This is a genomic window from Camelimonas abortus, from assembly GCF_042432745.1.
In the GTDB taxonomy this organism is placed as follows: Bacteria; Pseudomonadota; Alphaproteobacteria; order Rhizobiales; family Beijerinckiaceae; genus Camelimonas; species Camelimonas abortus.
On record NZ_JBHLWR010000006.1, the window covers coordinates 163,772 to 187,746 of the forward strand.

The following is a 23,975-nucleotide window of genomic DNA, read 5'->3' on the forward strand; positions in this document are numbered from 1 at the left end:
CTTATAATGCCCGCCGCCGCCCATGGCCGTCCGTATCCCGAAAGGTTCGCCGCTTCCCATGGCTGACGCCCACGCCAAGGCTGACGACGCCGCCAGCGCCCCGGTCGCCCGTGCGGGCGCCCCCGACGTTCCGGACTCGCGCCAGGATCGCTTGCGCCAGGATCGCTTGCGCCAGGATCCCGGCGCGGACGCCCGCGAGCCGCCCGGCGGCGGCCAGCATGCGCGGCGAGAGGCGCGGCAGGACGCCCGCGTCACGCCGATGATGGCGCAGTATCTGGAGATCAAGGCCGCCCATCCGGAGGCGCTGCTGTTTTACCGCATGGGCGATTTCTACGAGCTGTTCTTCGAGGACGCCGAAATCGCCTCCCGCACCCTCGGCATCGTGCTGACCCGGCGCGGCCGCCACCTCGGTGAGGACATCCCCATGTGCGGCGTGCCGGTGGAGCGCGCCGACGAATATCTGGAGCGCCTCATCGCCGCCGGCCATCGCGTCGCCGTGTGCGAGCAGACCGAGGATCCGGCCGAGGCGCGCAAGCGCGGCGCGAAATCGGTGGTGAAGCGCGACGTGGTGCGGCTGGTGACGCCCGGAACCGTCACCGAGGAGCGCCTGCTCGATCCCGCCCGCCCCAGCCTGTTCGTGGCCGTGGCGCGCCAGCGCGCCTCCGACGGCGGCTGGACCTACGCCGTCGCCGCCACCGACATCACCACCGGCCGCTTCACCGTGAACGAGGTGGAGGCCGGGGCGCTGGCCGCCGAACTGGCGCGGCTCGACCCGCGCGAGATCGTGGTGCCTGACACGGTTTTTGACGATCCGGAGCTCGCGCCCATGTGGCGGGAGAGCCGGGTGCTGGTGACGCCGGTGCCGCGCGACGGCCTCGATCCGGCCTCGGCCGCCCGGCGCCTGCAGGAATATTACGGCGTCGCCTCGCTGGAGGCCTTCGGCAGTTTCTCCCGCGCCGAAACCGCCGCGGCGGCGACGGCGCTCGCCTATGTGGAGCGCACCCAGTACGGGGCGCGGCCGTCGCTGTCGCCGCCGTCGCGCGGCGTCGCCGGTGGGCTGCTGTCGGTGGACGCCGCCACCCGCGCCAATCTGGAGCTCACCCGCACGCTGTCCGGCGAGCGCGCGGGCAGCCTGCTGGCCACCATCGACATGACGCTGACGCCCGGCGGCGGGCGGCTGCTGGCGGAGCGTCTCTCCAGCCCGCTCACGGACCTCGCCCGCATCCGCGCCCGCCATGATTCCGTCGAGGCGCTGGTCGCCGACAGCCTGCTGCGCGGCGCCCTGCGCGAGCGTCTGAAGGCGGCGCCGGACATGGCGCGCGCCCTGTCGCGCCTCTCCCTGGACCGCGGCGGCCCGCGCGATCTCGCCGCGCTCGGCGCCGGCATGCGCGCGGCGCTGGACATCGGCGCGCTGCTGGCCGGGGCGGGGCCCCTGCCTGAGGAGCTGGCGGCGGCCGCGGCGGCGCTGCGGCGGCTGGATCCCGCCGTGGCCGACGAACTGGCCGCGGCGCTGGCCGACGACCTGCCGCTGCTGAAGCGCGACGGCGGCTTCGTGCGCGAGGGCTATGACGCGGCCCTGGACGAGGCGCGGCTGCTGCAGGCCGACAGCCGCCGCTACATCGCCGCCCTGCAGGCGCGCTACGCCGCCGAAACCGGCGTGAAGTCGCTGAAGATCAGGCACAACAACATGCTCGGCTATTACGTCGAGACGCCGCAGGCGGCGGGGGAGACCTTCCTGCAGCCGCCGCTCAACGCCACCTTCGTGCACCGCCAGACCATGGCGGGGGCCATGCGGTTCTCCACCGTGGAGCTCGGCGAGCTGGAGGCGAAGATCGCCTCCGCCGCGGAGCGGGCGCGCGGCATCGAGCTGGCGGTGTTCGAGCGGCTGCGCGCCATGCTCGCCGCCTGCGCCGGCGACATCCGGGCCGCCGCCGACGCGCTGGCGACGCTGGACGTTTCGGCGGCCCTGGCCGAGCTGGCGGCCGGGCGCGACTGGGTGCGGCCGCACATGGACGACAGCCTCGCCTTCATCCTCGAGGGCGCGCGCCATCCGGTGGTGGAGGCGGCGCTGCGCCGCCAGGGCGAGGCGTTCGTCGGCAACGACAGCAACCTGGCGGAGCCGGACGCCGCCGCCGGCCGCATCGTGCTGGTCACCGGCCCGAACATGGCCGGCAAGTCCACCTGGCTGCGCCAGAACGCGCTGGCGGTGGTGCTGGCGCAGATGGGCGCCTTCGTGCCGGCCCGGCGGGCCCACATCGGCGTGGTGGACCGGCTGTTCAGCCGCGTCGGCGCCGCCGACGACCTGGCGCGCGGGCGCTCCACCTTCATGGTGGAGATGATCGAAACCGCCGCCATCCTCAACCAGGCGGGGCCGCGCTCACTGGTGATTCTGGACGAGATCGGCCGCGGCACCGCAACCTTCGACGGCCTGTCCATCGCCTGGGCGGCCATCGAGCACCTGCATGAGGTCAACCGCTGCCGGGCGCTGTTCGCCACCCACTATCACGAGCTCACGGCGCTGGCCGGCCGGCTGGAGCGGGTGACCAACGTCACCATGCGGGTGGCGGAGTTCCAGGGCGAGGTGGTGTTCCTGCATGAGGTTACGCCCGGCGCCGCCGACCGCAGCTACGGCATCCAGGTGGCGCGTCTGGCCGGCCTGCCTCCGGCGGTGGTGGAGCGCGCGAAGACGATTCTGGCCGGGCTGGAGAAAGGCGACCGCGAAAAACCGGTGGCGGCGCTGGTGGACGACCTGCCGCTGTTCGCAGCGGCCGCCGCGCCCCGTCGCGCCGACGCGGCCGCCGCGCCGGCGGAGCCGCCGCCGCCCGATCCGGTCCGCATGGCGCTGGAGGCGCTGGACGTGGACGACATCTCCCCGCGCGCCGCCCTCGACGAGCTCTACCGGCTGAAGGCGATGCTCAAGCAGCCGCCCGGCTGAGGCGCGGGCGTCAGCGCCGCCGCGCCAGCGCGGCGCTTCCCAGCTCCACCAGCAGCGCCAGGGCGATCACGCCCGCGCCGGCGGCGAACAGCAGCGCGTAATCGTGGGTGCGGGCGAACAGCCAGGAACAGGCGTAGCCCGCCCCCGCCTGGCCGACGGCGAAGCACACCGTGGCGACGCGCCAGCCGTCCGGAATGCGCTCCGCCGGAGCGATCTCGCGCAGCCGGCCCATGGTCAGCACCGCCACCCCCGGCACGAAGCCGCCGATCACCAGCGCCGAAAGCGCCACCACGGCCGGATTGCCCGTCACCGCCAGCGCGCCCACGCCGCCCATCTGCAGCAGCAGCCCCACCAGCAGCGTGCGGCGGAAGCCGAAGCGGTCGCCGGCGAGGCCGGTGGCCACCGTGCCGGTCATGGCGCCGAGGCCGAACAGCGCCCACACCAGCGAGCCGGCGGAAACGCCCCAGTTGAGCCCACGCGCCACGTAATCGGCGAGAAACAGCATGTGCGGCACGAGACCGAAGGCGGAGAGGGCGTAGATGAGGTACACGCCCGCCAGCAGCGCCGCCACCGCCGCCGGCGAGCGCCCGCCAGGAGCGGGCGAGGCAGCGGACGCCGCGCCCGCCGCCTGCTCCGCCGGGGCTGGCGGCCAGCCGCTCCAGCCCATGGCCGTGACGGCGAGGCAGGCGACGCCCAGCGCCATCCAGGTGAAGCCGAGACCCTCCGCCAGCAGCGCCGGCACGGCGAGGCCGCCGAGAATCACGCCGATGGCCGGCCCGACGAAAATCATGCCGGAGACAAGGCCGCGCCGGTGCTCCGGCACGTAGGGCAGGATGAACGGCGCGGCGGTGACCAGCGCCACCGCCCCGGCGACGCCGGCCACGAACCGCCAGAACGAAAACCACAGGAACGGCGCCGGCCAGGCGCAGGCGAAGAAACTGGCCGCGCAGGCCAGCATGGAGAGCTGCACCGCCAGCTTCGGCCTGCGGCGCGCGAGGCGCCGGGAGCACAGCGCCCCGATGAAATAGCCGGCGAGATTGGCCGCGCCGATATAGGCCGCCGCCGCCTCGGCGAACCAGCCTGCCTTCACCAGCGCCGGCATCAGCGGCGCATAGGCGAAGCGCGCCAGGCCAATGCCGACGAACATGGCGCACATGGCCGAGAAGGTCAGCCGCCATGGCGGCGGGCAGGGCGCTGCGGCCCCGGGGGCGACGGCGGGGTGGCTTGCGTTCATGGGGCGAGCTTACACAGCCTCCGCCGCCTTGCGGATCCTGGCTGCGGCGCGCGGCGGCCGGCCGCGCCAGAAAATTTTTGCATGCCTCGCGCCGTGCGCCCCGTCCGCCTCCGGGAGCGGCGGCGGACAGAAAAAAGGCGGGGCCCGTCCGCCCCGCCCGCACCGGGGCGCGCTGAAGCTCCGGGCCGCGCGCAGCCCCTGGCGCTCACGCGCCGGCGACGTCCTGGAAATAGGGCTCCACCTTGCCCTTCAGCTTCACGGTCATGGGGCGGCCGCGGCGGTCCACGGTGTTGCCCGCGGCGAGCCGCACCCAGCCCTCGCTGACGCAATATTCCTCAACGTTGTTCTTCTCCGCGCCCTTGAAGCGCACGCCGACGCCGCGCGCCAGCACGGCCGCGTCGAAATAGGGGCTGTCGGGGTCGACGCTGAGGCGGTCAGGGGGCGTGTCGGCCTTGTTCTCGCTCATGGCTGCTTCCTGTCGGTGACATCCGGGACGCGCCGTCCGGGCGCGGATCGCAGGTCCTCGCCTGCGGCCGGCTGCATTAGCCGCCCCGCGCCGCCGGCGCAAGGCGGCCCCCCGGACCTCAGTTCAGGAAGGGGTTGTAGGCGCGCTCCTGGCCGAAGGTGCTCATCGGGCCGTGGCCGCAGATGAAGGCGATGTCGTCGCCCAGCGGCAGCAGCTTGGTCTTGATGGAGCGGATCAGCGCCTCATGGTCGCCGCCAGGCAGGTCGGTGCGGCCCACCGAGCCCTGGAACAGCACGTCGCCCACCAGCGCCACCCGCTGCGCCCGGTTGACCAGCACGACCGAGCCCGGCGAGTGGCCGGGGCAGTGAAACACCTCGAAGGGCGCGCCGCCGATGGTGACCACGTCGCCTTCCTCCAGCCAGCGGTCGCTCTGCACGTTGCGCACGCCGCCGAGGCCCCATTTCTGCGCCTGCAGCTCCACGTTCCGCATCATTTCCGCGTCGGCGCGGTGCGGCCCCTCGATCTTCACCCCCAGCTCCTCCGCCATTTCGGCGGCGGCGCCGACATGGTCGATGTGGCCGTGGGTGATGATGATCTTCTCGATCTTCGCGCCGGTCTGCTGCAGCGCCCTGCGGATCAGGTGCGGATCGCCGCCCGGATCGACCAGGGCGCCGGCCATGGTGTCCTCGTTCCAGATGATGGCGCAGTTCTGCTGGAACGGCGTCACCGGCACGATGGCGGCGCGCAGGGGGAATTCAGGGCGGCTGGCGGTGCTGTCGTTCTGGTCGCTCATGGATGTTTCCCGAAGCGGCGCGGGGCGCCGTGCGTGTGCCTGCGCCCGCATGCAGGCGCGTTCCGTCGGTAATGGGTAGCGGCATTCCCCGCCGGCCGCCAGTGGGCCCGCGGGCGGGAGGCGGCGCGGCGAAATCCGGTTTCCACTTTTCCGGCTGATGTTTTATGGATGCGCCCGGTTCGGAAAAGCGCCCGCGGGCGGGGGGCAGGACGCCCGCTCACGCCGCCGCGGCGCGCCGCTGCTGGAGTGGTCATGGGTTTCAAATGCGGAATCGTCGGTCTGCCGAACGTCGGCAAATCGACCCTGTTCAACGCGCTGACGCAGACGGCCGCGGCGCAGGCCGCCAACTATCCGTTCTGCACCATTGAGCCGAACGTGGGCGACGTGGCGGTGCCGGACCCGCGCCTCAACGCGCTGGCGGAGGTCGCCGGCTCCCAGCAGATCATCCCCACGCGCCTGACCTTCGTGGACATCGCCGGCCTGGTGCGCGGCGCCTCGAAGGGCGAGGGGCTGGGCAACCAGTTCCTCGCCAACATCCGCGAATGCGACGCCATCGCCCATGTGGTGCGCTGCTTTGAGGACAGCGACATCACCCATGTGGACGGCAAGGTGGATCCGCTGGCGGACGTCGAGACCATCGAGACCGAGCTGATGCTGGCCGATCTGGAGAGCCTCGAGAAGCGGGTCACGAACCTGGAGAAGCGCGCCCGCGGCGGCGACAGGGAGGCCAGGGAGACGCTGGACCTGGTGAACCGGGCCCTGGCGCTGCTGCGCGAGGGCAGGCCGGCGCGTCTGGTGGAGGTGAAGCCGGAGGAGGAGCGCCTGTTCCGCCAGCTCGGCCTGCTGACGGCGCTGCCGGTGCTCTATGTCTGCAACGTCGACGAGGCGTCGGCGAAGGACGGCAACGAATTCTCCGCGAAGGTGTTCGCCCGCGCCGCTGCGGAGGGCGCGCGGGCGGTGGTGGTCTCCGCCGCCATCGAAAGCGAGATCGCCGTGCTGCCTGAGGAGGAGCAGGCCGAGTATCTGGCGGCCATCGGCCTCGATGAACCCGGCCTCAACCGCGTGATCCGCGCCGGCTACGACCTGCTTGGCCTCATCACCTATTTCACGGTGGGGCCGAAGGAGGCCCGCGCCTGGACGGTCACCAGGGGCGCCAGGGCGCCGAAGGCGGCCGGCGTGATTCACTCGGATTTCGAGAAGGGCTTCATCCGCGCCGAAACCATCGCCTACGACGACTACATCACGTTCCGGGGCGAGGCCGGCGCCCGCGAAGCCGGCAAGCTGCGGCTGGAAGGCAAGGACTATGTCGTCGCCGACGGCGACGTGCTGCACTTCCGGTTCAACACCTGAGCGCCGGCGCGACCGGGCTGCGCCGGCAGGCGCGGACCGGGCGGGCCCCACGGGCGGATGGAAACGCGGCGGGCGCCGCTCCGGCCGTCCTGTCGCCGCGCGGCGCATGACCGTCCGGCGCCGCTCCTTCGGCGCATGAGACGCCTGGGGCTGGCACGGGCAGGACCGCGGCTTCGCGGCCGTCGCGGCGGAAGATCGCAGGCGGACCGGACGGGCGGCGGGCCCTGTACGGGAGCGCCGTTTCTCTGTCGCGGGCGCCGCGCCGGCGCCAGCCCGTCATGCCGGACGCCTCCCCGGCGTTTCCGCATCGGCCAGACGGTTGGCGCGGCGATCGCGCGCCGGGGCCCGGGTCGCCCCGTCCGGCTGGCGCGTTGCGCCGCCCCATGGCGTCCTGGCGCGGCGGGCGCCATAAACGGTCCATGGGCATTCATCCCCGTCACCACTGGAACGTCACGCCGCGCGAGGCCATCGCGCTGCAGAAACGGCTGGCCGGCGAGCTGCGGCTCGACACGCCGCTTGATCTCTCCCGCCTGCGCGTCGTCGCCGGCGTCGACGTCAGCGTGCGCGCCGGGCGCTCGCGCGCCGCGGTGGTGGCGATGCGCTTCCCGGACATGGAGGTGCTGGAGACCGTGCTGGCCGAGGCGCCGACGCCCTTTCCCTACGTGCCGGGCCTGCTGACCTTCCGGGAAGGGCCGGTGCTGGAGGAGGCGTTCCGCCGGCTGCGCGTCGCGCCGGACGCCTTTATCTTCGACGGCGCCGGCTGCGCCCATCCGCGCGGGGTCGGCGTGGCCAGCCACATGGGCCTGTGGCTGGAGCGCCCCACGGTGGGCTGCGCCAAGACCCGTCTCACCGGCTGGAGCGCCGGCCCCGGCCCCGGGCGCGGCGACGTCGCCCCGCTGCTGGCGCGCGAACCTGCGCCCGACGCGCCCCATCCGCCGCAGATCGGCGCGGTGCTGCGCGCCCGCGCCGGCGTGGCGCCCCTTTATGTCTCGCCCGGACACCACATCGACCTGGCCTCGGCCGTGGCCCTGGTGACGGCCTGCCTCGGCCGCTACCGCCTGCCGGAGCCGGTGCGCGCCGCCCACCGGGCGGCGGCGCTGCGTCCCGCCCAGACGGGGGCGGCCGGCGCCGCCGCTCCATGAACCGCCTGCGGCCCTGACCGGCAGCGCGGAGCCCGGGCCGCGCCGGGGGGCTGCGCCGCGCCGGGCTCAGCAGTCGCCGCTGGCGACGGCGGCGGGCAGGCGGCGCAGGGTGAGCTGCACGAGATTGTCGCCGACCACGCGCCAGTCCTCGATCTCCGAGCGCCAGCTGGCCCGCGGATAGCGGTCGAGCCAGGCGCGCGCCGCCTCGCGCGCTTCGCTGGCCGGCAGCAGGAAGCTCTCACGCCGCCACGGGCTGAGATTGGCGGGCTGCGCCGCCTGATCGCCGGCGCGCGCCGCTTCCTCCGCGACCTGGGCGCCGAGCTGGGCGCCAGCCTGGTCGCGCCGTCGGGCGAGGCGGCGGGCGATGGCCGCCGGGCTGGTTCGTGCAAGCGTCATGACTGCCTCCCGGAAAGAGGTGGCTTCCGGCGCCGCGACGGCGCCGGAACACGCAAAGCTTATATCTCCCCAGGGTTCATGGCGACGCGAAGGCGAGGGCACGGCGCCCGCCGGATGTGCGCCGGCGCCGCATTTGGGCGCAGCGCAGCGGCGACGCGGAGGTTTGTAAATTATAGATAAATTTTCGGCCATGCATTTCGCCATCGCATGGTTTCTGTCTTGAAAATCTATCATCTCGCCGCGCCGCGCCCGCGTCCGTTCGGGCTGTCCTTCAGAAAAAATCTTTGAATTCCAATGTGATGCGTCGTCACCGCCCTCCGCCTCCGTCCTGGCGGCCGGCGGCGGCTTGCCGTCACGCCATTGGTCTGGAAGCTCAGGGAGCACGTCATGCAGAATTATCTATGAAGGAGGCGACCATGACGCGTTCCATGCCCACTGCCGGCGAACACGGTTCCCCGGATCCGGAGTCCGGCGGGGCGCTCGCCGCCGCGCTGGCCGGCGGGCTCGCCGGCGCGTTGCGCCACGACTGGACGGCGGAGGAGGCGCGGGCCATTCACGACGCGCCTTTCGCGGACCTGCTGCACGCCGCGCATGCCGTCCACCGGCGCCATTTCGACCCCAACGCGGTGGAGCTGGCGCGCCTGCTGTCGGTCAAGACCGGCGGCTGCCCGGAGGACTGCGGCTACTGCAGCCAGTCCGCCCGTCACGCCGGCGGCGTGAAGGCGCAGAAGCTGATGGCTGTGGAGGAGGTGGTCGCGGCCGCCCGCCGCGCCCGCGACGCCGGCGCGACCCGCTACTGCATGGGCGCCGCCTGGCGCAGCCCCAAAGCCCGTGACATGGACGCCATCGTCGCCATGATCCGCGGCGTGCGGGCGCTGGGCATGGAGACCTGCATGACCCTCGGCATGCTGACGGCGCAGGACGCCGCCCGTCTCGCCGAAGCAGGACTCGACTACTACAACCACAACATCGACACCTCGGAGCGCCACTACGGCGCCGTGGTCACCACCCGCTCCTTCGCCGACAGGCTGGAGACCCTGGCCCGCGTGCGCGCCGCCGGCATCCGCGTGTGCTGCGGCGGCATCATCGGCATGGGCGAGCAGGTCCAGGACCGCGTCGACATGCTGGTCACCCTCGCCAGACTGCCGCAGCATCCGGAGAGCGTGCCGGTGAACATGCTGGTCCCGGTTCCGGGAACCCCTCTGGCCGGCGCGCCGCGGCCGGACGCCATCGCCTTCGTGCGCGTGGTGGCCCTCGCCCGCCTGCTCATGCCGAAGTCGGTGGTGCGCCTGTCCGCCGGCCGCAGCGCCATGAGCGACGAGATGCAGGCGCTGTGCTTCTTCGCCGGCGCCAGTTCGGTGTTCGCCGGCGACGCCCTGCTCACCGCCGCCAATCCCGGCGAGGACGCCGACCGGGCGCTGTTCGCGCGCCTGGGCCTGCGTCCGGCCCGCCGCGGGCCGCTGCGGCAGGAGATCGCCCCGCAGGCCGGAACGGCCGCGGCCGGCGACCGTGGCTGCGGCGGCTGCGGTTGCGGGGCGGCGCCCTGATGGCGCGGGCTCAGGCGTTCGCGCCGGCCAGCTCCCGCACCAGCGCCAGCAGCCGCGCGCGCGCCGCCGCGTCCGTGGGGCAACCGTCGGCCAGCCAGCTCCGGCGCGCCGCCGCCATCACCGCGCCGACGCCCGGGCCCGGCTTCACCCCCAGGGCCACCACGTCGGCGCCGCGCAGCGGCAGCTGCGGCTGCGGCTCCGTTCCGTCGCGGAAACGCTGCATCTGCGCCGCGGCGCCGGCGGTGAGCAGGGCGGGAGCGCCGCCGTCAGGGGCGAGGACGGCGAGGGCGTCGGCGAGGGCGCCGACGCTTTCCTCCGCCGCCAGCGCCCGCAGCTGCGGGGCGGCCAGGGGCCGGCGGCTGCGCAGCGCCTCCATGGCGCGGGCCATACCGGCGAGGCGCGCCGTCTCCGCGCCGGAAAGGCGCAGGCGCTGCTGCAGCGCCGCCGCGTCCTCCCGCACCCGCACCGCCAGCGCGCCCAGCCGCAGCAGCGGGTCCGGGGGCGCGCCCTCCCGCGCCTGCCGGGCGATGAGCCGGGCGAGACGCCCCGGCTCGGCCACCACGCCGCTCACCGCCAGCAGCAGGCCGGCGCCGGCCATGAGCGCCACGGCCTGCGCCGCGTCCGGGGCGGCGAGCAGCTTCAGCAGCTCGGCCCGCACCCGTTCGGCCGAGAGCCGCTTCAGCCCGTCCCGACCCCGGATGGCGGCGTGGAAGCCGTCCGGATCCGGCGCGTCCGCGCCAAAACGGGCGAGAAAGCGGAAGAAGCGCAGGATGCGCAGATAATCCTCGCGGATGCGGGTGAGGGCGTCGCCGATAAAGCGCACCCGCGGCCGCCCGGCGTTGGCGCGCAGGTCCGCGTAACCGCCGGCCGGATCATGCAGGCGCCCGCGGCCGTCCACCGACATGGCGTTGATGGTGAAGTCGCGGCGCATGGCGTCGGCGTCGAAGTCGGTTCCGAAGCGCACCACGGCGCGGCGCCCGTCGGTCGCCACGTCCTCGCGCAGGCTGGTGATCTCGAAGCGCTCGCCGCCGGCCAGCACGGTGATGGTGCCGTGTTCGGCCCCGGTGGGAATGACGCGCAGGCCGGCCCGCTGCGCCCGCTCCGTCGCCGCATCCGGCGGCAGGGAGACCGCCATGTCGATTTCATCGACGGCCTGGCCGAGCAGGGCGTCGCGCACCGCCCCGCCGACGAGGCGCAGTTCGGCGCCGTCGCCGTCAAGCGCCGCGAACACCTGCGCCACCGCCGGCCGCGCCAGCAGCGCGCCGATCGCCTGTCGTTCCTCCGGGGTCACTGCGCTCACCTGAATTCGCCGGGCCTGAGCCGGCCGTTTTCGAGCCGTGGCGGCGTGTAGCCGCCGTCGCGCCGCTCCTGGGTCAGGCCGGTGATGACCAGGGACGCGACCGCCAGCGCCGCGCCGGCCAGCGCCAGCCACGGCGCGCGCCCGCTCCACGGCGCGCGCGTCAGCGGATTGCGACGGCGCAGCGCCAGCCAGACGGCGAACGCCGCAAACGGCGCCAGAAACAGCGCCAGCTGCTGCAGGATGCGGCTCACCCGTAAAACTTCCGGTACAGGTTGTGGATGATGCCGGCGGTGGCGCCCCAGATGAAGCGCTCCTTCCAGGGCATGGCCCAGTAACGGCGCATGCGCCCCTGCCACTGCGAGGCGCGCAGCTCATGATTGGCCGGATTCATCAGGAAGGCCAGCGGCGCCTCGAACGCCGCCTCCACCTCGTCCGGATTGAGCTGCAGGCGGAAGCCGGGCTCCACCACGCTCACCACCGGCACGATGCGGTAGCCGGTGCCGGTGATGTAGGGGTCGAGATAGCCCAGCGGCTTCACGAAGCGGCGGGCGAGGCCGATCTCCTCCTCCGCCTCGCGCAGGGCGGCGTTGAGCGGCGTGCCGTCCTCCGGGTCCACCTTGCCGCCGGGAAACGCCACCTGGCCGGCGTGGCTGCGCATGGAGGCCGGCCGCTGGGTGAGCAGCAGCGTGGGCTCCGGCCGCAGCACCACCGGCACCAGCACGGCGGCCGGCCGGGCCACGGCCTCGTCAAACGGCGGAGGCTCGCCATTCACCGCGTGGTCGCCGCCGGGATTGGCCAGCGCCCCGCCCACCGGCGGCGGCTCCGGATACAGCCGTTCGCGGCTGCGCTGCAGGAAGCTGTCGATGCTGAAGCCCGCCTCCGCGCCCGGCCGGAGACGGTCGCCGGCCGGCGGCGCGGCCGGACGGACCGCTTCGGGGGCGTTCATGCGGCCAGTTCCCCTGCGCGGGCGATCACAAAGAACGCGCCGTCGCTCCACACGCCGAACTCCGCCTCGCCGCCGCCGGCGGCCGGGCGCTCCTCGCCCATCTCCACGAGGTCATACATCAGCGCCCGGGTCACCAGCGCCCACAGCTCGCCGCGCACCTTCACATAGGGCTTGAGGCCGCCTTCGGCGTCGCGGTCGAAGCGCAGCGGATGCTCCGGGCCGGCGGTCACCACGTCGTCCACATTGGTGCGGAAGCTGATGCGCCGCTGCGCGCCTTCGCCTTCGGCGACCATCTCCACCGCCACAAAGGGCGCGTCGTCAACCTGGACGCCGACCCGCTCCACCGGCGTCACCAGGACGTAGCGCTCCGGATCCTTGCGCAGGATGGAGGCGAACAGCTTCACGAGCGGTTTTCGCCCGATGGGCGAGCCCATGTAGAACCAGGTGCCGTCCGCGGCGATGCGCATGTCGATGTCGCCGCAGAACTCCGGATTCCATTTCTCGACAGGCCGGGCGGGGGCGGGGCCGTCCCTGTCGCCCACGGGGCCGAGGGAAGCGAACAGGCGCTCCAGTCCGCCCGGAGCGCCGCCCGCCGGGCCTGCGCCAGTTTTGCCGGTGTTGTCGGTCACGTCGGTCGTCTCCCGCCGGAAAGGCGCCGCCGTCATCCATGGCCGGGGCGCATTTCCACCAAATTTCACAGCCAGATTCGCGCCGCCTTCCGGAGCGCCCCCGAAAGGGGCGCCGCCAGCGGGACGGGCGCCGCTCCGCCGCGCGGGCGCCGCCTGGCGGCGTCCATGGCGGGCCGCCGCCAGATCCGCGCGCCGTGGCGGACCGCCAGGCGGCGCTCCGGCAATACGCCGTCCGCCCGCCGCGCCGCCCTGCGGCGCCGGCGCGCGGAAAGGGGTGCGCCGCGCGGCGAAGCATCGTACAGAAGAATGGGGGCCGCGGGGGCGGCCCGCAACAGGATTTCGGGAGAACGGCGCGCATGACCATCCAGCCTGGCGAAACCGTGGCCCTGCACCCGCGCCCGGCCGGGACGGCGCCGTCCTCCGGCGGGGCGGACGACGCCGCGCTCGAGCGCGCGCTCGACGGGCTGGCGCGCGCCCGCGCGGCCATCGCCGCCGTGATCTTCGGCCAGGACGAGGTGATCGACCTTGCGCTCGCCACCATCCTGGCCGGCGGCCACGGCCTGTTCGTGGGCCTGCCGGGCCTCGCCAAGACCCGCCTCGTCAACGCCATCGGCGTCACGCTCGGGCTGGATACGCGCCGCGTGCAGTTCACCCCGGACCTGATGCCCTCCGACATCATCGGCAGCGAGATCCTCGACGAGGACGGGAACGGCCGCCGCTCCTTCCGTTTTGCGCCAGGGCCGGTGTTCACCCGCCTGCTGATGGCGGACGAGATCAACCGCGCCAGCCCGCGCACCCAGTCGGCGCTGCTGCAGGCCATGCAGGAGCGCCACGTCACCGTGGCCGGCGCGCGCCACGACCTGCCGGCGCCGTTCCACGTGCTGGCCACGCAGAATCCCATCGAACAGGAGGGCGCCTATCCGCTGCCGGAAGCGCAGCTTGACCGCTTCCTGATGCAGATCGACGTGACCTATCCCGACCGCGACGCCGAGCGGCGCATCCTGCTGGAGACCACCGGCAATGAGGAGGCGCAGCCGCAGCAGGCGCTGACCGTGGCGGAGCTGGCGGAGGCGCAGCGTCTGGCGCGGCGCCTGCCGGTGGGCGGGCGCGTGGTGGAGGCCATTCTCGACATGGTGCGCGCCGCCCGCCCGGGCGAGGGCGATCCGGAAATCGCCGGCCACCTCTCCTGGGGGCCGGGGCCGCGCGCCGGCCAGGCGCTGATGCTGGCCTCGCGGGCCCGCGCCCTGCTGCGCGGCCGCCTCGCGCCGGAGATCGACGACATCGCCGCCCTGGCCGGGCCGGTGCTGCGTCACCGCATGGCCCTGACCTTCGCGGCGCGGGCGGACGGCGTCGACGTCGACCGGCTCATCGGGCGCCTCGTGGCGCGGCTGGGCTGACGCCCATGGCGCGCGCGCGCACGCAGGCGGTTCCCGTCGCCGGCCTGTTCGGGGGCGAGGCCGCGTCCCGGACCGGCCCCGCGACCGCCGTCACCGAAAGCGCCCGCGCCCTGGCGGACAGGCTGCCGCGCATCCTGCTGCAGGCCCGGCGCGTCGCCGCCGCCGCGGCCGGCGCCCATGGCCGGCGCCAGCCCGGTCCCGGCGAGGACTTCTGGCAATACCGCCCCTATGTTCCCGGCGAGTCCGCCCAGCGCATCGACTGGCGCCGCTCGGCCCGCGACCACCGCCTCTACGTGCGCCAGCGCGAATGGGAGGCGGCGCAGCGGGTGTGGTTCTGGATCAATCTCTCGCCCTCCATGGGCTTCCGCTCGTCGCTGGCCGCTGACAGCAAGGCCGGCCGCGCCCTCACCCTCGGCCTCGGGCTGGCCGGCGCGCTGGCCGCGGCCGGCGAGCGGGTGGGGCTGCTCGCCGGCGCCGCCAGCGGCGGCGCCGGGGCGATGGAGCGTCTCGCCCGCGACATCGCCGCCAGCCTGCGCGACGGCGCGCCCCAGCCGGACCTGCCTCCGGCGGCGGAGGTCGCCGGCGGCGACGCCGTCGTGCTGGTGAGCGACTGCCTCAATCCGCCGGCGGAGCTGGAGGCGCGCATCGCCAGCCTCGCCGTCCGCGGCGCGTCCGGCGCCGTGATCCTCGTCGCCGATCCGGTGGAGGAGACCTTTCCCTTCGCCGGCGAAACCGTGCTGGAGACCCCGGACGGCGCCGTGCGCCGTCGCGTGGGCGACGCCCGCGCCTGGGGCGAGGCGTACCGCGCCGCCCTCGCCAGCCATCGCGCCGCGGTGGCGCAGACCGTCGCCCGCCGCGGCTGGTCGCTGACCTTGCACCGCACCGACCGCCCCGCCAGCGAGGCGGCGCTGCGGGCGCTGACGCTGCTGGCGGCCGCCGGCGGCCGCGGCGCCGGAGGCGGCCCATGACCGGCAGGCGATACACGACCGGCAGGCGATCCATGACCGGAGACGTCCCATGAGCGGCCTGTTCGCCAGCCTCGGATTCGCCGCGCCCATGGCGCTCGTCGCCCTGGCGGCGCTGCCGGCCATCTGGCTGCTGCTGCGGGTGACGCCGCCGGCCGCGCGCCGGGTGGTGTTTCCGCCCCTGCGCCTGTTCGCAGACATCTCCGGCCGCCGCGAAACCCCGGCGCGCACGCCCTGGTGGCTGGCGGCGCTGCGGCTGCTGCTCGCCGCCTGCGTCATCATCGCCGCCGCGGGGCCGGTGTGGCGCCCCCGCCCCGGCGACGGCGACGGCGTCGCCGGCCGCGGCCCGCTCGCGCTGGTGATCGACAACGGCGCCGCCGCCGCTCCGGACTGGCCGCGCCGCATCGCGCTGGCGCAGCGCCTGGTCGCCGCCGCCGGCGAGGCGGGCGTGGGCGTGGCGGTCGCGGGAACCGCGGGGCCGCCGGCGCCGCTGGCGCTGGAGACCGCGGCCGCCGCCAGCCGCCGTCTCGGCGCCCTGGCGCCGCAAGGCCATCTCGGCGGGCGAGACGGCTGGCGCGCGCCGCTGGCCGACTTCCTGCGCGCCCATCCGGACGCCGGCGTCGCCTGGATCGCCGACGCCCTCGACGTGAAGGGCGCGCCGGGCGCGGCCGCGTTCGGCGCGGCGCTTGCCGCCATGGCCGGCGGCCGCCTGCAGGTCTATGGCGACCACCCCGCGCCGGGCTTCGCCATCGCCGGCGTCAGCAACGAGCCGGAGGGGCTGGACGCGCGCGTGCTGCGCACGGGCGGCGCCGGTCCCGTCCGGGGCGTGGCGCGCGCCCGCGACGCCCGCGGCCTGCCGCTGGGCGAGGGGGCGTTCGCCTTCGGCCCGGGCGATGAAACCGCCACGGCCCGCATCAGCCTGCCGGTGGAGGTGCGCAACCGCGCCGCCCGTCTCGAAATCGCCGGCCAGAGCTCCGCCATGGCGGTGGCGCTGCTGGACGCCAGCCACCGTCGCCGCCGCGTCGGCCTCGTCACCGGCGTCAGCGTCGACCAGGCCCAGCCGCTGCTCTCGCCCACCTGGTATGTGGACCGGGCGCTGGCCTCCGCCGCCGAGATCCGGGAGCCGCGCATGGGCGCCTCCGAGGCGGTGAACGCCCTCATCGATGAGCGCGCGGCGGTGATCGTTCTGGCCGACGTCGGCGCCCTGGAGCCGGCGGTGCGCGAGCGGCTGGCCCGCTGGGTGAAGGCCGGCGGCGTGCTGGTGCGTTTCGCCGGGCCGCGCCTGGCCGCCGCGGGCGCGGAGACGGCCGCCCCCGTCCGCGACGACGACCTGCTGCCGGTGCGCCTGCGCGGCGACGGCCGCAGCCTCGGCGGCGCCCTTTCCTGGGAGACGCCGAAGACGCTCGCCCCCTTCGCCGCAGACGGCCCCTTCGCCGGCCTGCGCGCCCCCGGCGAGATCACCGTGCGCCGCCAGCTGCTGGCCGAGCCGGACGGCGACCTCGCCGGGCGCACCTGGGCGGCGCTGTCCGACGGCACGCCGGTGGTGACCGCCCGCCGCGACGGCGCCGGGCTGCTGGTGCTGTTCCACGTCACCGCCGATCCCTCCTGGTCCAGCCTGCCCATGTCCGGCCTGTTCGTGCAGATGCTGCAGCGCATCGTCGCCATGGCGCCGGACGCCGCGCCGGTCATTGACGGCCGCGACGTCGCGGCGCCGCAGACGCGGCCGGCCCCGGCCGCCGCGGCGCCGTCGCCGGCGCGCCTGCTGGCGCCGCGCCGCACGCTCGACGGCTTCGGCCAGTGGCGCGAGCCGCCGGCGGAGGCGCGCGGCGTGCCCGCGAATTACGCCGGCCGCGCCTCCCTGGCCCATCCGGCCGGTCTGTACGGCCCGGCGGCGGAGACGCTGGCGGTGAACGTGCTGACCGGCGCCGATTCCATCGCCCCGGCCGATCTTTCCGCCCTGAAGCCGCTGCCGCTGCAGGAAGCCGGCGCGCGCGACCTGCGCGGGCCGCTGCTGCTGGCGGCGCTGGCGCTGTTTCTCGTCGACTGCCTGGTCATGCTGCTGTCAGCCGGCGGCGTCGGCTGGCCGCAGCGTCGCCGCCGGGGCGCGGCCGCGGCCGCCGCGCTGCTCGGCCTTGGCCTTGCGCTGGCCGCGCCGCCGCCGCCCGCCGCCGCCCAGGGGCTGCTGGACGCGCCGCGGCCGCAGCAGGTTCCCGACAGCTGGTTCGCGCCCGACCGCCTGCCGACGCCGCGCATGACGCCGCGCATGACGCCGCCGCGGGCGCCCGCCGCGCCCCGCCAGGCGGCCGGCGGCCTCTCCGGCCGCGATCTCGACGCCGCGGCCGAAACCCGGCTCGCCTATGTCGTCACCGGCGATCCGCAGGTGGACGCCATCAGCCGCGCCGGCCTCATCGGCCTCGGCGAGGCGCTGGCGGCGCGCACCGCCTTCGAGCCGGCCGAGCCGGCGGCGGTGGATCCGGCGAAGGACGAGCTCGCCTTCTATCCGGTGCTGTACTGGCCGGTGGTGGCCGGCCGGCCGCTGCCGGACGCCGCGGCCATCCGCAAGCTTGACTCCTATATGAAAGGCGGCGGTCTGGTGGTGTTCGACACCCGCGACGCGCTGTCCGCCCGCCCGGGGGTGCAGACGCCGGAAGGCGCGCAGCTGCAGCGCATGCTGGCGGCCCTCGACCTGCCGCCGCTGGAGCCGGTTCCCGCCGATCACGTGCTGGGCAAGGCGTTTTACCTGCTGGACAGCTTCCCCGGCCGCTACGCCGGCGGCCAGACCTGGGTGGAGGCGCTGCCGGGCCGCGAGGGCGCGCGCCAGGCGCCGGCGCGCGGCGGCGACGGCGTGACGCCGCTGGTCATCACCGCCAATGACTGGGCCGCGGCCTGGGCGGTGGACGACTCCGGCCAGCCCATGCTGCCGCTGGTCACCGACGGCGGCCATGACGAAGAACGCCAGCGCGAGCTGGCCCTGCGCACGGGGATCAACGTGGTCATCCACGCGCTGACCGGAAATTACAAGGCGGACCAGGTGCACCTGCCGGCGCTGCTGCGCCGGCTGGGCCAGTGAGCCGCGGGGCCGCGGGCGGGGTGCCGGCATGACGGGCGTTTTCTCCTCCATCGATTTCGCGCCGCTGCTGCCGTGGCCGCTCCTCGCCGCGGCGGGGGCGCTCGGCCTCGCGCTGGCGCTGGCCGGCTGGCCGGCGCGCGGGCCGGCGGCGCTGCTGCGGGCGCTGGCGCTCGGCCTCATCCTGCTGGCGCTGGCCAATCCGTCGCTGGTCACGGAAAACCGGGAGAAGCTGAAGGACATCGTGGCGGTGGCGGTGGACCGCTCCGCCTCCCAGACCCTCGCCGACCGCAGCGCCTGGACCGACGCCGCGCGGGAGGCCGTGCTGCGCCGTCTCGCCGCCCTGCCGGACGTGGAGGCGCGCGAAATCGAGGTGAAGGACGGCCCCGGCGACGACGGCACCCGCCTCGTCGGGGCGCTGTCCGGCCTGCTGGCCGACGTTCCGGCCGGGCGGCTCGCCGGGGTGATCGCCATCACCGACGGCGTGGTTCACGACGCGCCGCAGGACGGCGCCGCGGCCGCCGAGGTCGCCCGCCAGTTCCCCGGCGCGCCGTTTCACGCCCTCATCACCGGCCGCCGCGACGAGACGGACCGGCGCGTGAGCCTCGCCAGCGCGCCGCGCTTCGGCATCGTCGGCAAGGACGTGATCATCCGCGCGCAGATCGTCGAGCGGGGCGGGCCCGGCCGCGCCCGGGTGACGCTGCGCCGCGACGGCCTCACCCTCGGCTCCGCCGTTCTGGCCACCAACCGGCCGGTGGACATTCCGGTGCGGGTGGACCACGCCGGTCCCAACGTCATCGAACTGGAGGCGGAGCCGCTGCCGGGCGAGCTCACCCGCGCCAACAACCGCGCCGTGATCACGGTGGAGGGCGTGCGCGAGAAGCTGCGCGTGCTGCTGGTTTCCGGCGAGCCGCATCCCGGCGAGCGCACCTGGCGCAACCTGCTGAAGTCGGACGCCAGCGTCGATCTGGTGCACTTCACCATCCTGCGCCCGCCGGAAAAACAGGACGGCGCGCCCATCGAGGAGCTGTCGCTGATTCCCTTCCCCACGCGCGAGCTGTTCCTGGAGAAGATCCGCGACTTCGACCTGATCATTTTCGACCGCTACGCCAACCAGAGCGTGCTGCCGCCGGCCTATTACCGCAACATCGCCAGCTACGTGCGCAATGGCGGCGCGCTGCTGGTGTCGGCGGGGCCGGAGTTCGCCGGCCCGGCCAGCCTCGCCCGCACGCCGCTGGCCGCCGTGCTGCCGGCGACGCCAGACGGCCAGGTGAGCGAGACCCCCTACCGCCCGGCCCTGAGCGGGCAGGGCCAGCGCCATCCGGTGACCCGCGACCTGCCCGGCGCTGGGGCCAGGGAGAAGGAGTGGGGCTCGTGGGCGCGTCTGGTCGGCGCCGACGTGGACCGCGGCGCGGTGGTGCTGGAAGGGCCGGACCACAAGCCGCTGCTGGTGCTGCAGCGCGAGGGCCAGGGGCGGGTGGCGCTGCTGCTCTCCGATCACGCCTGGCTGTGGGCGCGCAATTTCCAGGGCGGCGGCCCCTATCTCGAGCTGCTGCGGCGGGTGAGCCACTGGCTGATGCGCGAGCCGCAGCTGGAGGAGGAGGCGCTGCGGGCAGAAGCGCGCGGCGGCGACATCCGCATCACCCGCCAGACCATGGGCCCGGCCCCCGGTCCGGTGACCGTGACCGCCCCGGACGGCGTGGAGACCAGCGTGACGCTGGCCGCGCAGCGTCCCGGCGAATATGTCGGCGTGGCTCCGGCCACGGCCCAGGGGCTGTACCGCCTGCGCTCCGGCGACCTGCTGGCCTTCGTCGCCGTGGGGCCGCAGAATCCGCGTGAACTGGCCGACGTGTTCAGCGACGAAAGCCGCCTGCGGCCGCTGGCTGCCGCCAGCGGCGGCGACGTGCGCCGGCTTGAGGCGGGCGAGGGCGTCGCCGTGCCCCAGATTCGCATGGCCCGCTCAGGCCCGCTGCACGGCGTGGACTGGATCGGCCTGCGGCCGCGGGAGGGCCATGCGGTGCGCGGAGTGTCGTCCACGCCGCTGGGCGTCGGCGCCGGCGCGCTCGGCCTGCTGCTGGGCGCCCTGCTGCTGCTGTGGCTGGCGGAAGGCCGCCGCGCCCGCTCCGGCTGAACGGCTCCGCCGCGCCCGGCCGGAAGGGCCCCGCCAGCCGCCAGACGCGCCGTCGGCCCGTGACCGCCGCGCCGGACGGCGCGCGCCCGCGCCCGCGACGGGCGCTGCAATCGCCCCAGGCGCATGCCTGCGACCGGAATGTCGCGCGCATGCGGCTCCGGCGCGTGACGCGCAGGTCGTGTTCCTGTCGTCGCACGCTGGCGACAGGTGTTTCCCGGGGCGCGCGAAATATAATGAAAGTTGTATGCAGTATAAATCTGCATGATATCTGGATGCGTCTGGACAATTATTTCATGATGCTGATATAGGTTTCCCTGTTCAGTCGACGGACTGGAAGAACGGGCGACGGCGCGATGGCGGAGCGGCCATGCGCGGCGTGACCGCTGGCGGGGCCGGAGCCGGGCGGAGCGCCGGGCGCGTTCTCCGGCTGCGCGGGATGACGCCGGCCAGACGCCGGCCGTTTGGCGGCGGAAGGCGCGCTCCCGCGCGCCGCCGGCGGGAGTTTCAGCGGCTGACGCAAGGGGGCCGGGCGATGGCGGGGCTGGACAGGGCCGCCGGCGCGGGAGGCGGGCGCGCCGCCGCGCGGGCGCATCCATGGACGGGAGCGGCGCCGTTTGCGGCCTGCGGGCGGCGTGGGCGGAGCGGCGGGCGGCGGCCGGTCCGCGTGGTTCCGGCGGTGGCGGCGGCCGCTGCGCTGACCTGTCACGGTTCGCAGGCGGCGCGCGCCGGCGCGCCGACGCTGCTGCCAGGGGCGGTGGAGATTCTGGCCACCGGAACCTTCGTCACGGCGCGGCCGCCGCGCGGCGCGACGGACCGGGCCGGCCGCGCCGCCCGCAAGGACGAGATGGAGCTGCGGGCCGAATATGGCCTCGCCGACGGCGTCACCGTCCTGTTCTCGCCGCGCGCCAGCCTGTGGGCGGAGCGCGGGTTTCGCGAGGGCGCGGCGGCGCCCGCCGGCTGGCGTCTGGACGCCGGCGCGTCGGCCCTGGCGGGCGCGCGGGTGCGGCTGTGGCGGGGCGAACGGGACGTGCTGTCATTTGAGGCGGCCGTGCGCGCCGGCGCGGTCGCCGCCGACGTGGCCGCGCCGGACATGCGCCGGGCGCTGGAGGCGGAGGCGCGGCTGCTGTGGCTGCGTGGCTCCGGCGGCGCGCACCCCTGGTTCGTGGAGCTGCAGGCCGGCTACCGCTGGCGCCATGCCCGCGGCCGTCGCGGCGGGCCCGTGGAGCATGTGGGCGAGATCCTGCTCGACGCCACCTTCGGCGTGCGGCTGTCCGGACGCCTGCTGCTGCTTGCGCAGAACTTCTCGACCTTCGCCGCAAGCGGTCCGGACCAGTCGCTGCACCGGCTGCAGCTGTCGGCGGCCTGGACCTTCGCCCCGGGCTGGACCGTCCAGGCCGGGGTGCAGGGCGCCTGGGCGGGCGGCGGCCGCGCCTGGCGCGACCGGGGCGTGATCATCGGCGTCTGGCGCCGGTTCGACAGTCTCCCCTGACAGACGCTGCGCACGCCCGCCGCCGCGGTCCGCCTGCAGGCGGGGCTCCCGGCGCAGCCCGCCGTCGCCCTGGAGCCGGCGCCGGCAGGGGACAGACGCGCGGGGGCGCGGATGGTCACGGGCGCCGGCGGAAAGGCGGGACGGCGTCCGCCTCCTGCCCGCCTTCCCGGCCGGCGGGCCGCCGGAGCCGCGCCGCTTCCGCCATTTCGCGTCCGGACCGTTCCCCGTCGCCTGCCTTTCCCGTCGCCCGCGCTTCCTTGCCGGCCGTCGGCCGGACGTCCGCGTCTCCCCCGCCGCGCCCGGGCGCGGGCCGCATCGCGCCGGTTTACGCTGCCGGGCCGCGAACGGCGTCAGGAGGAAGCGGCGGCCTGGCCGCGGCGGCGGGGGCGACGCCGCACGGACGCCCGGGTCAGGTCCGCCCTGAGGCCGGCAGGGGTGGCGGGGGCTTGCGTGACGCTGGCCTGACGCAGGCGGCGCCGGGCGTGGGGACGACGGGAGCAGGGGGCGCGGCCAGGCCGCGTCCGGCCGCGCCGGCGTGCGCGGCATGCGCCCGCCCCGCGTCGCGCCTTCGGGTCGTCCGGCGCGGGCTCCGGCACCGTCCGTGCGTCAGCGGGCGTGGCGATAACGGTCAGGGACAAAGGCGGCAGGCGCCGCAACGTGCGGCTGTCCCGCCGTTTTCCGGCCGTCCGCCGTGCGTGCCGCCGCGGCCCGCTGTGGCGCCTGAGGCTTCCCGTTCGCCATCCGTCCCGTTCCTGTTCCGTAGCGTTCTGGATTCTGAGGCCTCCGCTGGCGCGCTCCCGGTTCTGGAACTTTCCGGGATCGCCTTCGCCCCGCAGTCTTGCCCGGGCCTGGCCGCGCGTCCATTCGCCTTGCCGCTGCTGCGGCTTGCGGCCGGAAGGCGGCGGCCGGCGAACCGGCCGCCATGGCGGTCCCGCACATGGACGTCCGACATGGACGTCCGGGCATCCGGCCGCGCTGTGGCGGCGGGGCGCGGGACAACGTGGGGCAGGGGGAGGTGGGGCATGGGAGGGACAGGGGAGGGACAGGGGAAGAAACAGTCCGGCGAAGGGCGGAACGGGCGGCAATGGCGGCGGAAGGGGGACACCGGATGGACGCGCCGCCGGGAGGATGGGGGCGGGCTGTGTGCCGAGGCCGGACGTCCGGCGGCGGCGGGCATGGTTGCTCCGCTTCATGCGGTTCCGGTCCGGCCGCGCATGTTCCCTGGCCGATCCCGCAGCGGAGCCATGACGGGCCTCACTCCCCGACATCGCGCCAGGGCGTTCCGGAACGGCGTTCCGGAACGCGAACGCCTGCCGGCGTTTTCGCCGGCAGGCGCGTCATGACCCTCCATCAGGCTATGGGGAGCCTGCTCCTGATCCCGGTCGGGGCCGTCCGCCTGCGGCCAGCCCGTCAGTCCGGGACCCTGTCGCCTGGCCGCGGAGCTGCGTCCGCCGGCCTGCGGAGCCTGTCAGCCCAGCTGGATTGAGCCGGCCTCGGGGCCCTTGGGGCCTTCAACCAGCTTGACGATGACCTGCTGGCCTTCCTGCAGGTCGCCGATGCCGGAGCGGGTGAGGGCGGACTGGTGGACGAACACGTCCTTGCCGCCGCGCTCCAGGGCGATGAAGCCGAAGCCGCGCTCCGGGTTGAACCACTTCACCACGCCAGCCTCCTCCGGCACGCCCTCCAGCACGGAGGGGTCGAAGAAGCGGCCGCCGGGACGGCGCGGCCGGTCGCCGAAGCCGCCGCCGCTGCGCGGACCGCGGTCGCCGAAGCGCGGACGCGGCGGCTCGGCGGTGCTGGTGTCGACGTCGATGACCTGGGTGACCTGCGCGCCCTTCTGGCCCTGGCCAATGCGCACGGTCAGCGTGGTGCCGGGCTCGAGGGTGGAGTAGCCCGCCGCCTCAACCGGGCGGATGTGAAGAAAGGCCTCGCCAGAGCCGTCGGAAAGCTGCACGAAGCCGAAGCCTTTCTGGGCGTTGAACCACTTCACCGTAGCGCCAACCTCGGGACCGCCGAAATCCTGCTGGCGGGAATAGGATGGCCGGGAAGGCATGGGAGGCGCCATCTCGTGGGCCCATGGGTCGGGGGCGTTGTCACGGAAACGGCGACGGTCGCGGTAATCGTTGTCTCGGCTCATCCGGATACTCAGGTTATAAAAGTTCAAAGGCGCTGTCGGTACTTGCACGCC

General features: G+C 74.9%; 18 protein-coding genes. 9 read left to right on the forward strand and 9 right to left on the reverse strand.

Features of this window, described 5'->3' with window-relative positions; translation table 11 throughout:
* Positions 1–58 precede the first annotated feature (58 nt).
* On the forward strand, positions 59–2,935 hold the full coding sequence (gene mutS, locus ACFFJB_RS03095) for a DNA mismatch repair protein MutS (RefSeq protein WP_376829383.1): 2,877 nt from the start codon (positions 59–61) through the stop codon (positions 2,933–2,935).
* Between the two features lie 10 nt (positions 2,936–2,945).
* Here the strand turns inward: mutS and ACFFJB_RS03100 are convergent, their stop codons facing one another.
* From ACFFJB_RS03100 to ACFFJB_RS03110, 3 genes are all read right to left on the reverse strand, one after another.
* Positions 2,946–4,169, reverse strand: coding sequence for a YbfB/YjiJ family MFS transporter (locus ACFFJB_RS03100; protein ID WP_376829385.1), 1,224 nt, complete (start codon positions 4,167–4,169; stop codon positions 2,946–2,948).
* 205 nt (positions 4,170–4,374) lie between these two features.
* Entirely contained in the window at positions 4,375–4,635 is a 261-nt protein-coding gene (locus ACFFJB_RS03105; RefSeq protein ID WP_376829387.1) for a DUF3297 family protein, read from the reverse strand.
* A gap of 118 nt (positions 4,636–4,753) precedes the next feature.
* Positions 4,754–5,428, reverse strand: coding sequence for an MBL fold metallo-hydrolase (locus tag ACFFJB_RS03110; RefSeq protein WP_376829389.1), 675 nt, complete (start codon positions 5,426–5,428; stop codon positions 4,754–4,756).
* 252 nt (positions 5,429–5,680) lie between these two features.
* Between ACFFJB_RS03110 and ychF the strand changes: the two genes are divergently transcribed.
* Positions 5,681–6,778, forward strand: coding sequence for a redox-regulated ATPase YchF (gene ychF, locus ACFFJB_RS03115; RefSeq protein WP_376829391.1), 1,098 nt, complete (start codon positions 5,681–5,683; stop codon positions 6,776–6,778).
* Positions 6,779–7,197: 419 nt separating this feature from the next.
* Positions 7,198–7,920 (forward strand): endonuclease V, encoded by a 723-nt coding sequence (locus ACFFJB_RS03120; protein ID WP_376829393.1) that lies wholly within the window; start codon positions 7,198–7,200, stop codon positions 7,918–7,920.
* 66 nt (positions 7,921–7,986) lie between these two features.
* Here ACFFJB_RS03120 and ACFFJB_RS03125 read toward each other — a convergent pair whose 3' ends face one another.
* A complete protein-coding gene (locus ACFFJB_RS03125; RefSeq protein WP_376829395.1) occupies positions 7,987–8,316 on the reverse strand; it encodes a hypothetical protein in 330 nt (109 codons plus the stop codon).
* Between the two features lie 416 nt (positions 8,317–8,732).
* Here ACFFJB_RS03125 and bioB point away from each other — a divergent pair, with 416 nt between their 5' ends.
* Positions 8,733–9,863, forward strand: coding sequence for a biotin synthase BioB (gene bioB / locus ACFFJB_RS03130; protein WP_376829397.1), 1,131 nt, complete (start codon positions 8,733–8,735; stop codon positions 9,861–9,863).
* Positions 9,864–9,873: 10 nt separating this feature from the next.
* Here the strand turns inward: bioB and ACFFJB_RS03135 are convergent, their stop codons facing one another.
* The 4 genes from ACFFJB_RS03135 to ACFFJB_RS03150 are packed head-to-tail and all read right to left on the reverse strand — an operon-like array spanning position 9,874 to position 12,738.
* Complete coding sequence (locus tag ACFFJB_RS03135; RefSeq protein ID WP_376829399.1) at positions 9,874–11,163, reverse strand: CCA tRNA nucleotidyltransferase; 1,290 nt, start codon at positions 11,161–11,163, stop codon at positions 9,874–9,876.
* Positions 11,160–11,414 (reverse strand): DUF6111 family protein, encoded by a 255-nt coding sequence (locus tag ACFFJB_RS03140; RefSeq protein WP_376829401.1) that lies wholly within the window; start codon positions 11,412–11,414, stop codon positions 11,160–11,162. Before ACFFJB_RS03140 ends, ACFFJB_RS03135 begins: the two co-directional genes overlap by 4 nt.
* Positions 11,411–12,109, reverse strand: a complete 699-nt coding sequence (locus ACFFJB_RS03145) for a CoA pyrophosphatase (RefSeq protein WP_376829403.1) — start codon at positions 12,107–12,109, stop codon at positions 11,411–11,413. The genes ACFFJB_RS03140 and ACFFJB_RS03145 overlap by 4 nt, the downstream gene beginning before the upstream one ends.
* Entirely contained in the window at positions 12,106–12,738 is a 633-nt protein-coding gene (locus ACFFJB_RS03150) for a DUF1285 domain-containing protein (protein ID WP_376829404.1), read from the reverse strand. The genes ACFFJB_RS03145 and ACFFJB_RS03150 overlap by 4 nt, the downstream gene beginning before the upstream one ends.
* A gap of 356 nt (positions 12,739–13,094) precedes the next feature.
* On the opposite strand from ACFFJB_RS03150, the gene ACFFJB_RS03155 reads away from it, so the two are divergent.
* From ACFFJB_RS03155 to ACFFJB_RS03175, 5 genes are all read left to right on the forward strand, one after another.
* The gene (locus tag ACFFJB_RS03155; RefSeq protein ID WP_376829406.1) at positions 13,095–14,135 is read left to right on the forward strand and encodes an AAA family ATPase; all 1,041 of its coding nucleotides are present in this window, start codon (positions 13,095–13,097) and stop codon (positions 14,133–14,135) included.
* 5 nt (positions 14,136–14,140) lie between these two features.
* Positions 14,141–15,103, forward strand: a complete 963-nt coding sequence (locus ACFFJB_RS03160) for a DUF58 domain-containing protein (protein WP_376829407.1) — start codon at positions 14,141–14,143, stop codon at positions 15,101–15,103.
* 49 nt (positions 15,104–15,152) lie between these two features.
* Positions 15,153–18,170: a DUF4159 domain-containing protein gene (locus ACFFJB_RS03165; protein WP_376829408.1), complete on the forward strand. Its 3,018-nt coding sequence runs from the start codon at positions 15,153–15,155 to the stop codon at positions 18,168–18,170.
* Between the two features lie 28 nt (positions 18,171–18,198).
* Positions 18,199–20,298, forward strand: coding sequence for a hypothetical protein (locus tag ACFFJB_RS03170; RefSeq protein WP_376829410.1), 2,100 nt, complete (start codon positions 18,199–18,201; stop codon positions 20,296–20,298).
* Between the two features lie 676 nt (positions 20,299–20,974).
* Entirely contained in the window at positions 20,975–21,787 is an 813-nt protein-coding gene (locus ACFFJB_RS03175) for a hypothetical protein (RefSeq protein ID WP_376829412.1), read from the forward strand.
* A gap of 1,468 nt (positions 21,788–23,255) precedes the next feature.
* On the opposite strand, the gene ACFFJB_RS03180 is transcribed toward ACFFJB_RS03175, so the two are convergent.
* The gene (locus ACFFJB_RS03180) at positions 23,256–23,924 is read right to left on the reverse strand and encodes a cold-shock protein (protein WP_376829414.1); all 669 of its coding nucleotides are present in this window, start codon (positions 23,922–23,924) and stop codon (positions 23,256–23,258) included.
* Positions 23,925–23,975 lie beyond the last annotated feature (51 nt).

What these genes read in the sequence shown, in the direction of transcription:
- mutS (WP_376829383.1), top strand. Translation starts at nt 59, where the DNA reads ATGGCTGACGCCCACGCCAAGGCTGACGACGCCGCCAGCGCCCCGGTC.
- ACFFJB_RS03100 (WP_376829385.1), bottom strand. Translation starts at nt 4,169, where the DNA reads ATGAACGCAAGCCACCCCGCCGTCGCCCCCGGGGCCGCAGCGCCCTGC.
- ACFFJB_RS03105 (WP_376829387.1), bottom strand. Translation starts at nt 4,635, where the DNA reads ATGAGCGAGAACAAGGCCGACACGCCCCCTGACCGCCTCAGCGTCGAC.
- ACFFJB_RS03110 (WP_376829389.1), bottom strand. Translation starts at nt 5,428, where the DNA reads ATGAGCGACCAGAACGACAGCACCGCCAGCCGCCCTGAATTCCCCCTG.
- ychF (WP_376829391.1), top strand. Translation starts at nt 5,681, where the DNA reads ATGGGTTTCAAATGCGGAATCGTCGGTCTGCCGAACGTCGGCAAATCG.
- ACFFJB_RS03120 (WP_376829393.1), top strand. Translation starts at nt 7,198, where the DNA reads ATGGGCATTCATCCCCGTCACCACTGGAACGTCACGCCGCGCGAGGCC.
- ACFFJB_RS03125 (WP_376829395.1), bottom strand. Translation starts at nt 8,316, where the DNA reads ATGACGCTTGCACGAACCAGCCCGGCGGCCATCGCCCGCCGCCTCGCC.
- bioB (WP_376829397.1), top strand. Translation starts at nt 8,733, where the DNA reads ATGACGCGTTCCATGCCCACTGCCGGCGAACACGGTTCCCCGGATCCG.
- ACFFJB_RS03145 (WP_376829403.1), bottom strand. Translation starts at nt 12,109, where the DNA reads ATGAACGCCCCCGAAGCGGTCCGTCCGGCCGCGCCGCCGGCCGGCGAC.
- ACFFJB_RS03155 (WP_376829406.1), top strand. Translation starts at nt 13,095, where the DNA reads ATGACCATCCAGCCTGGCGAAACCGTGGCCCTGCACCCGCGCCCGGCC.
- ACFFJB_RS03160 (WP_376829407.1), top strand. Translation starts at nt 14,141, where the DNA reads ATGGCGCGCGCGCGCACGCAGGCGGTTCCCGTCGCCGGCCTGTTCGGG.
- ACFFJB_RS03165 (WP_376829408.1), top strand. Translation starts at nt 15,153, where the DNA reads ATGAGCGGCCTGTTCGCCAGCCTCGGATTCGCCGCGCCCATGGCGCTC.
- ACFFJB_RS03170 (WP_376829410.1), top strand. Translation starts at nt 18,199, where the DNA reads ATGACGGGCGTTTTCTCCTCCATCGATTTCGCGCCGCTGCTGCCGTGG.
- ACFFJB_RS03180 (WP_376829414.1), bottom strand. Translation starts at nt 23,924, where the DNA reads ATGAGCCGAGACAACGATTACCGCGACCGTCGCCGTTTCCGTGACAAC.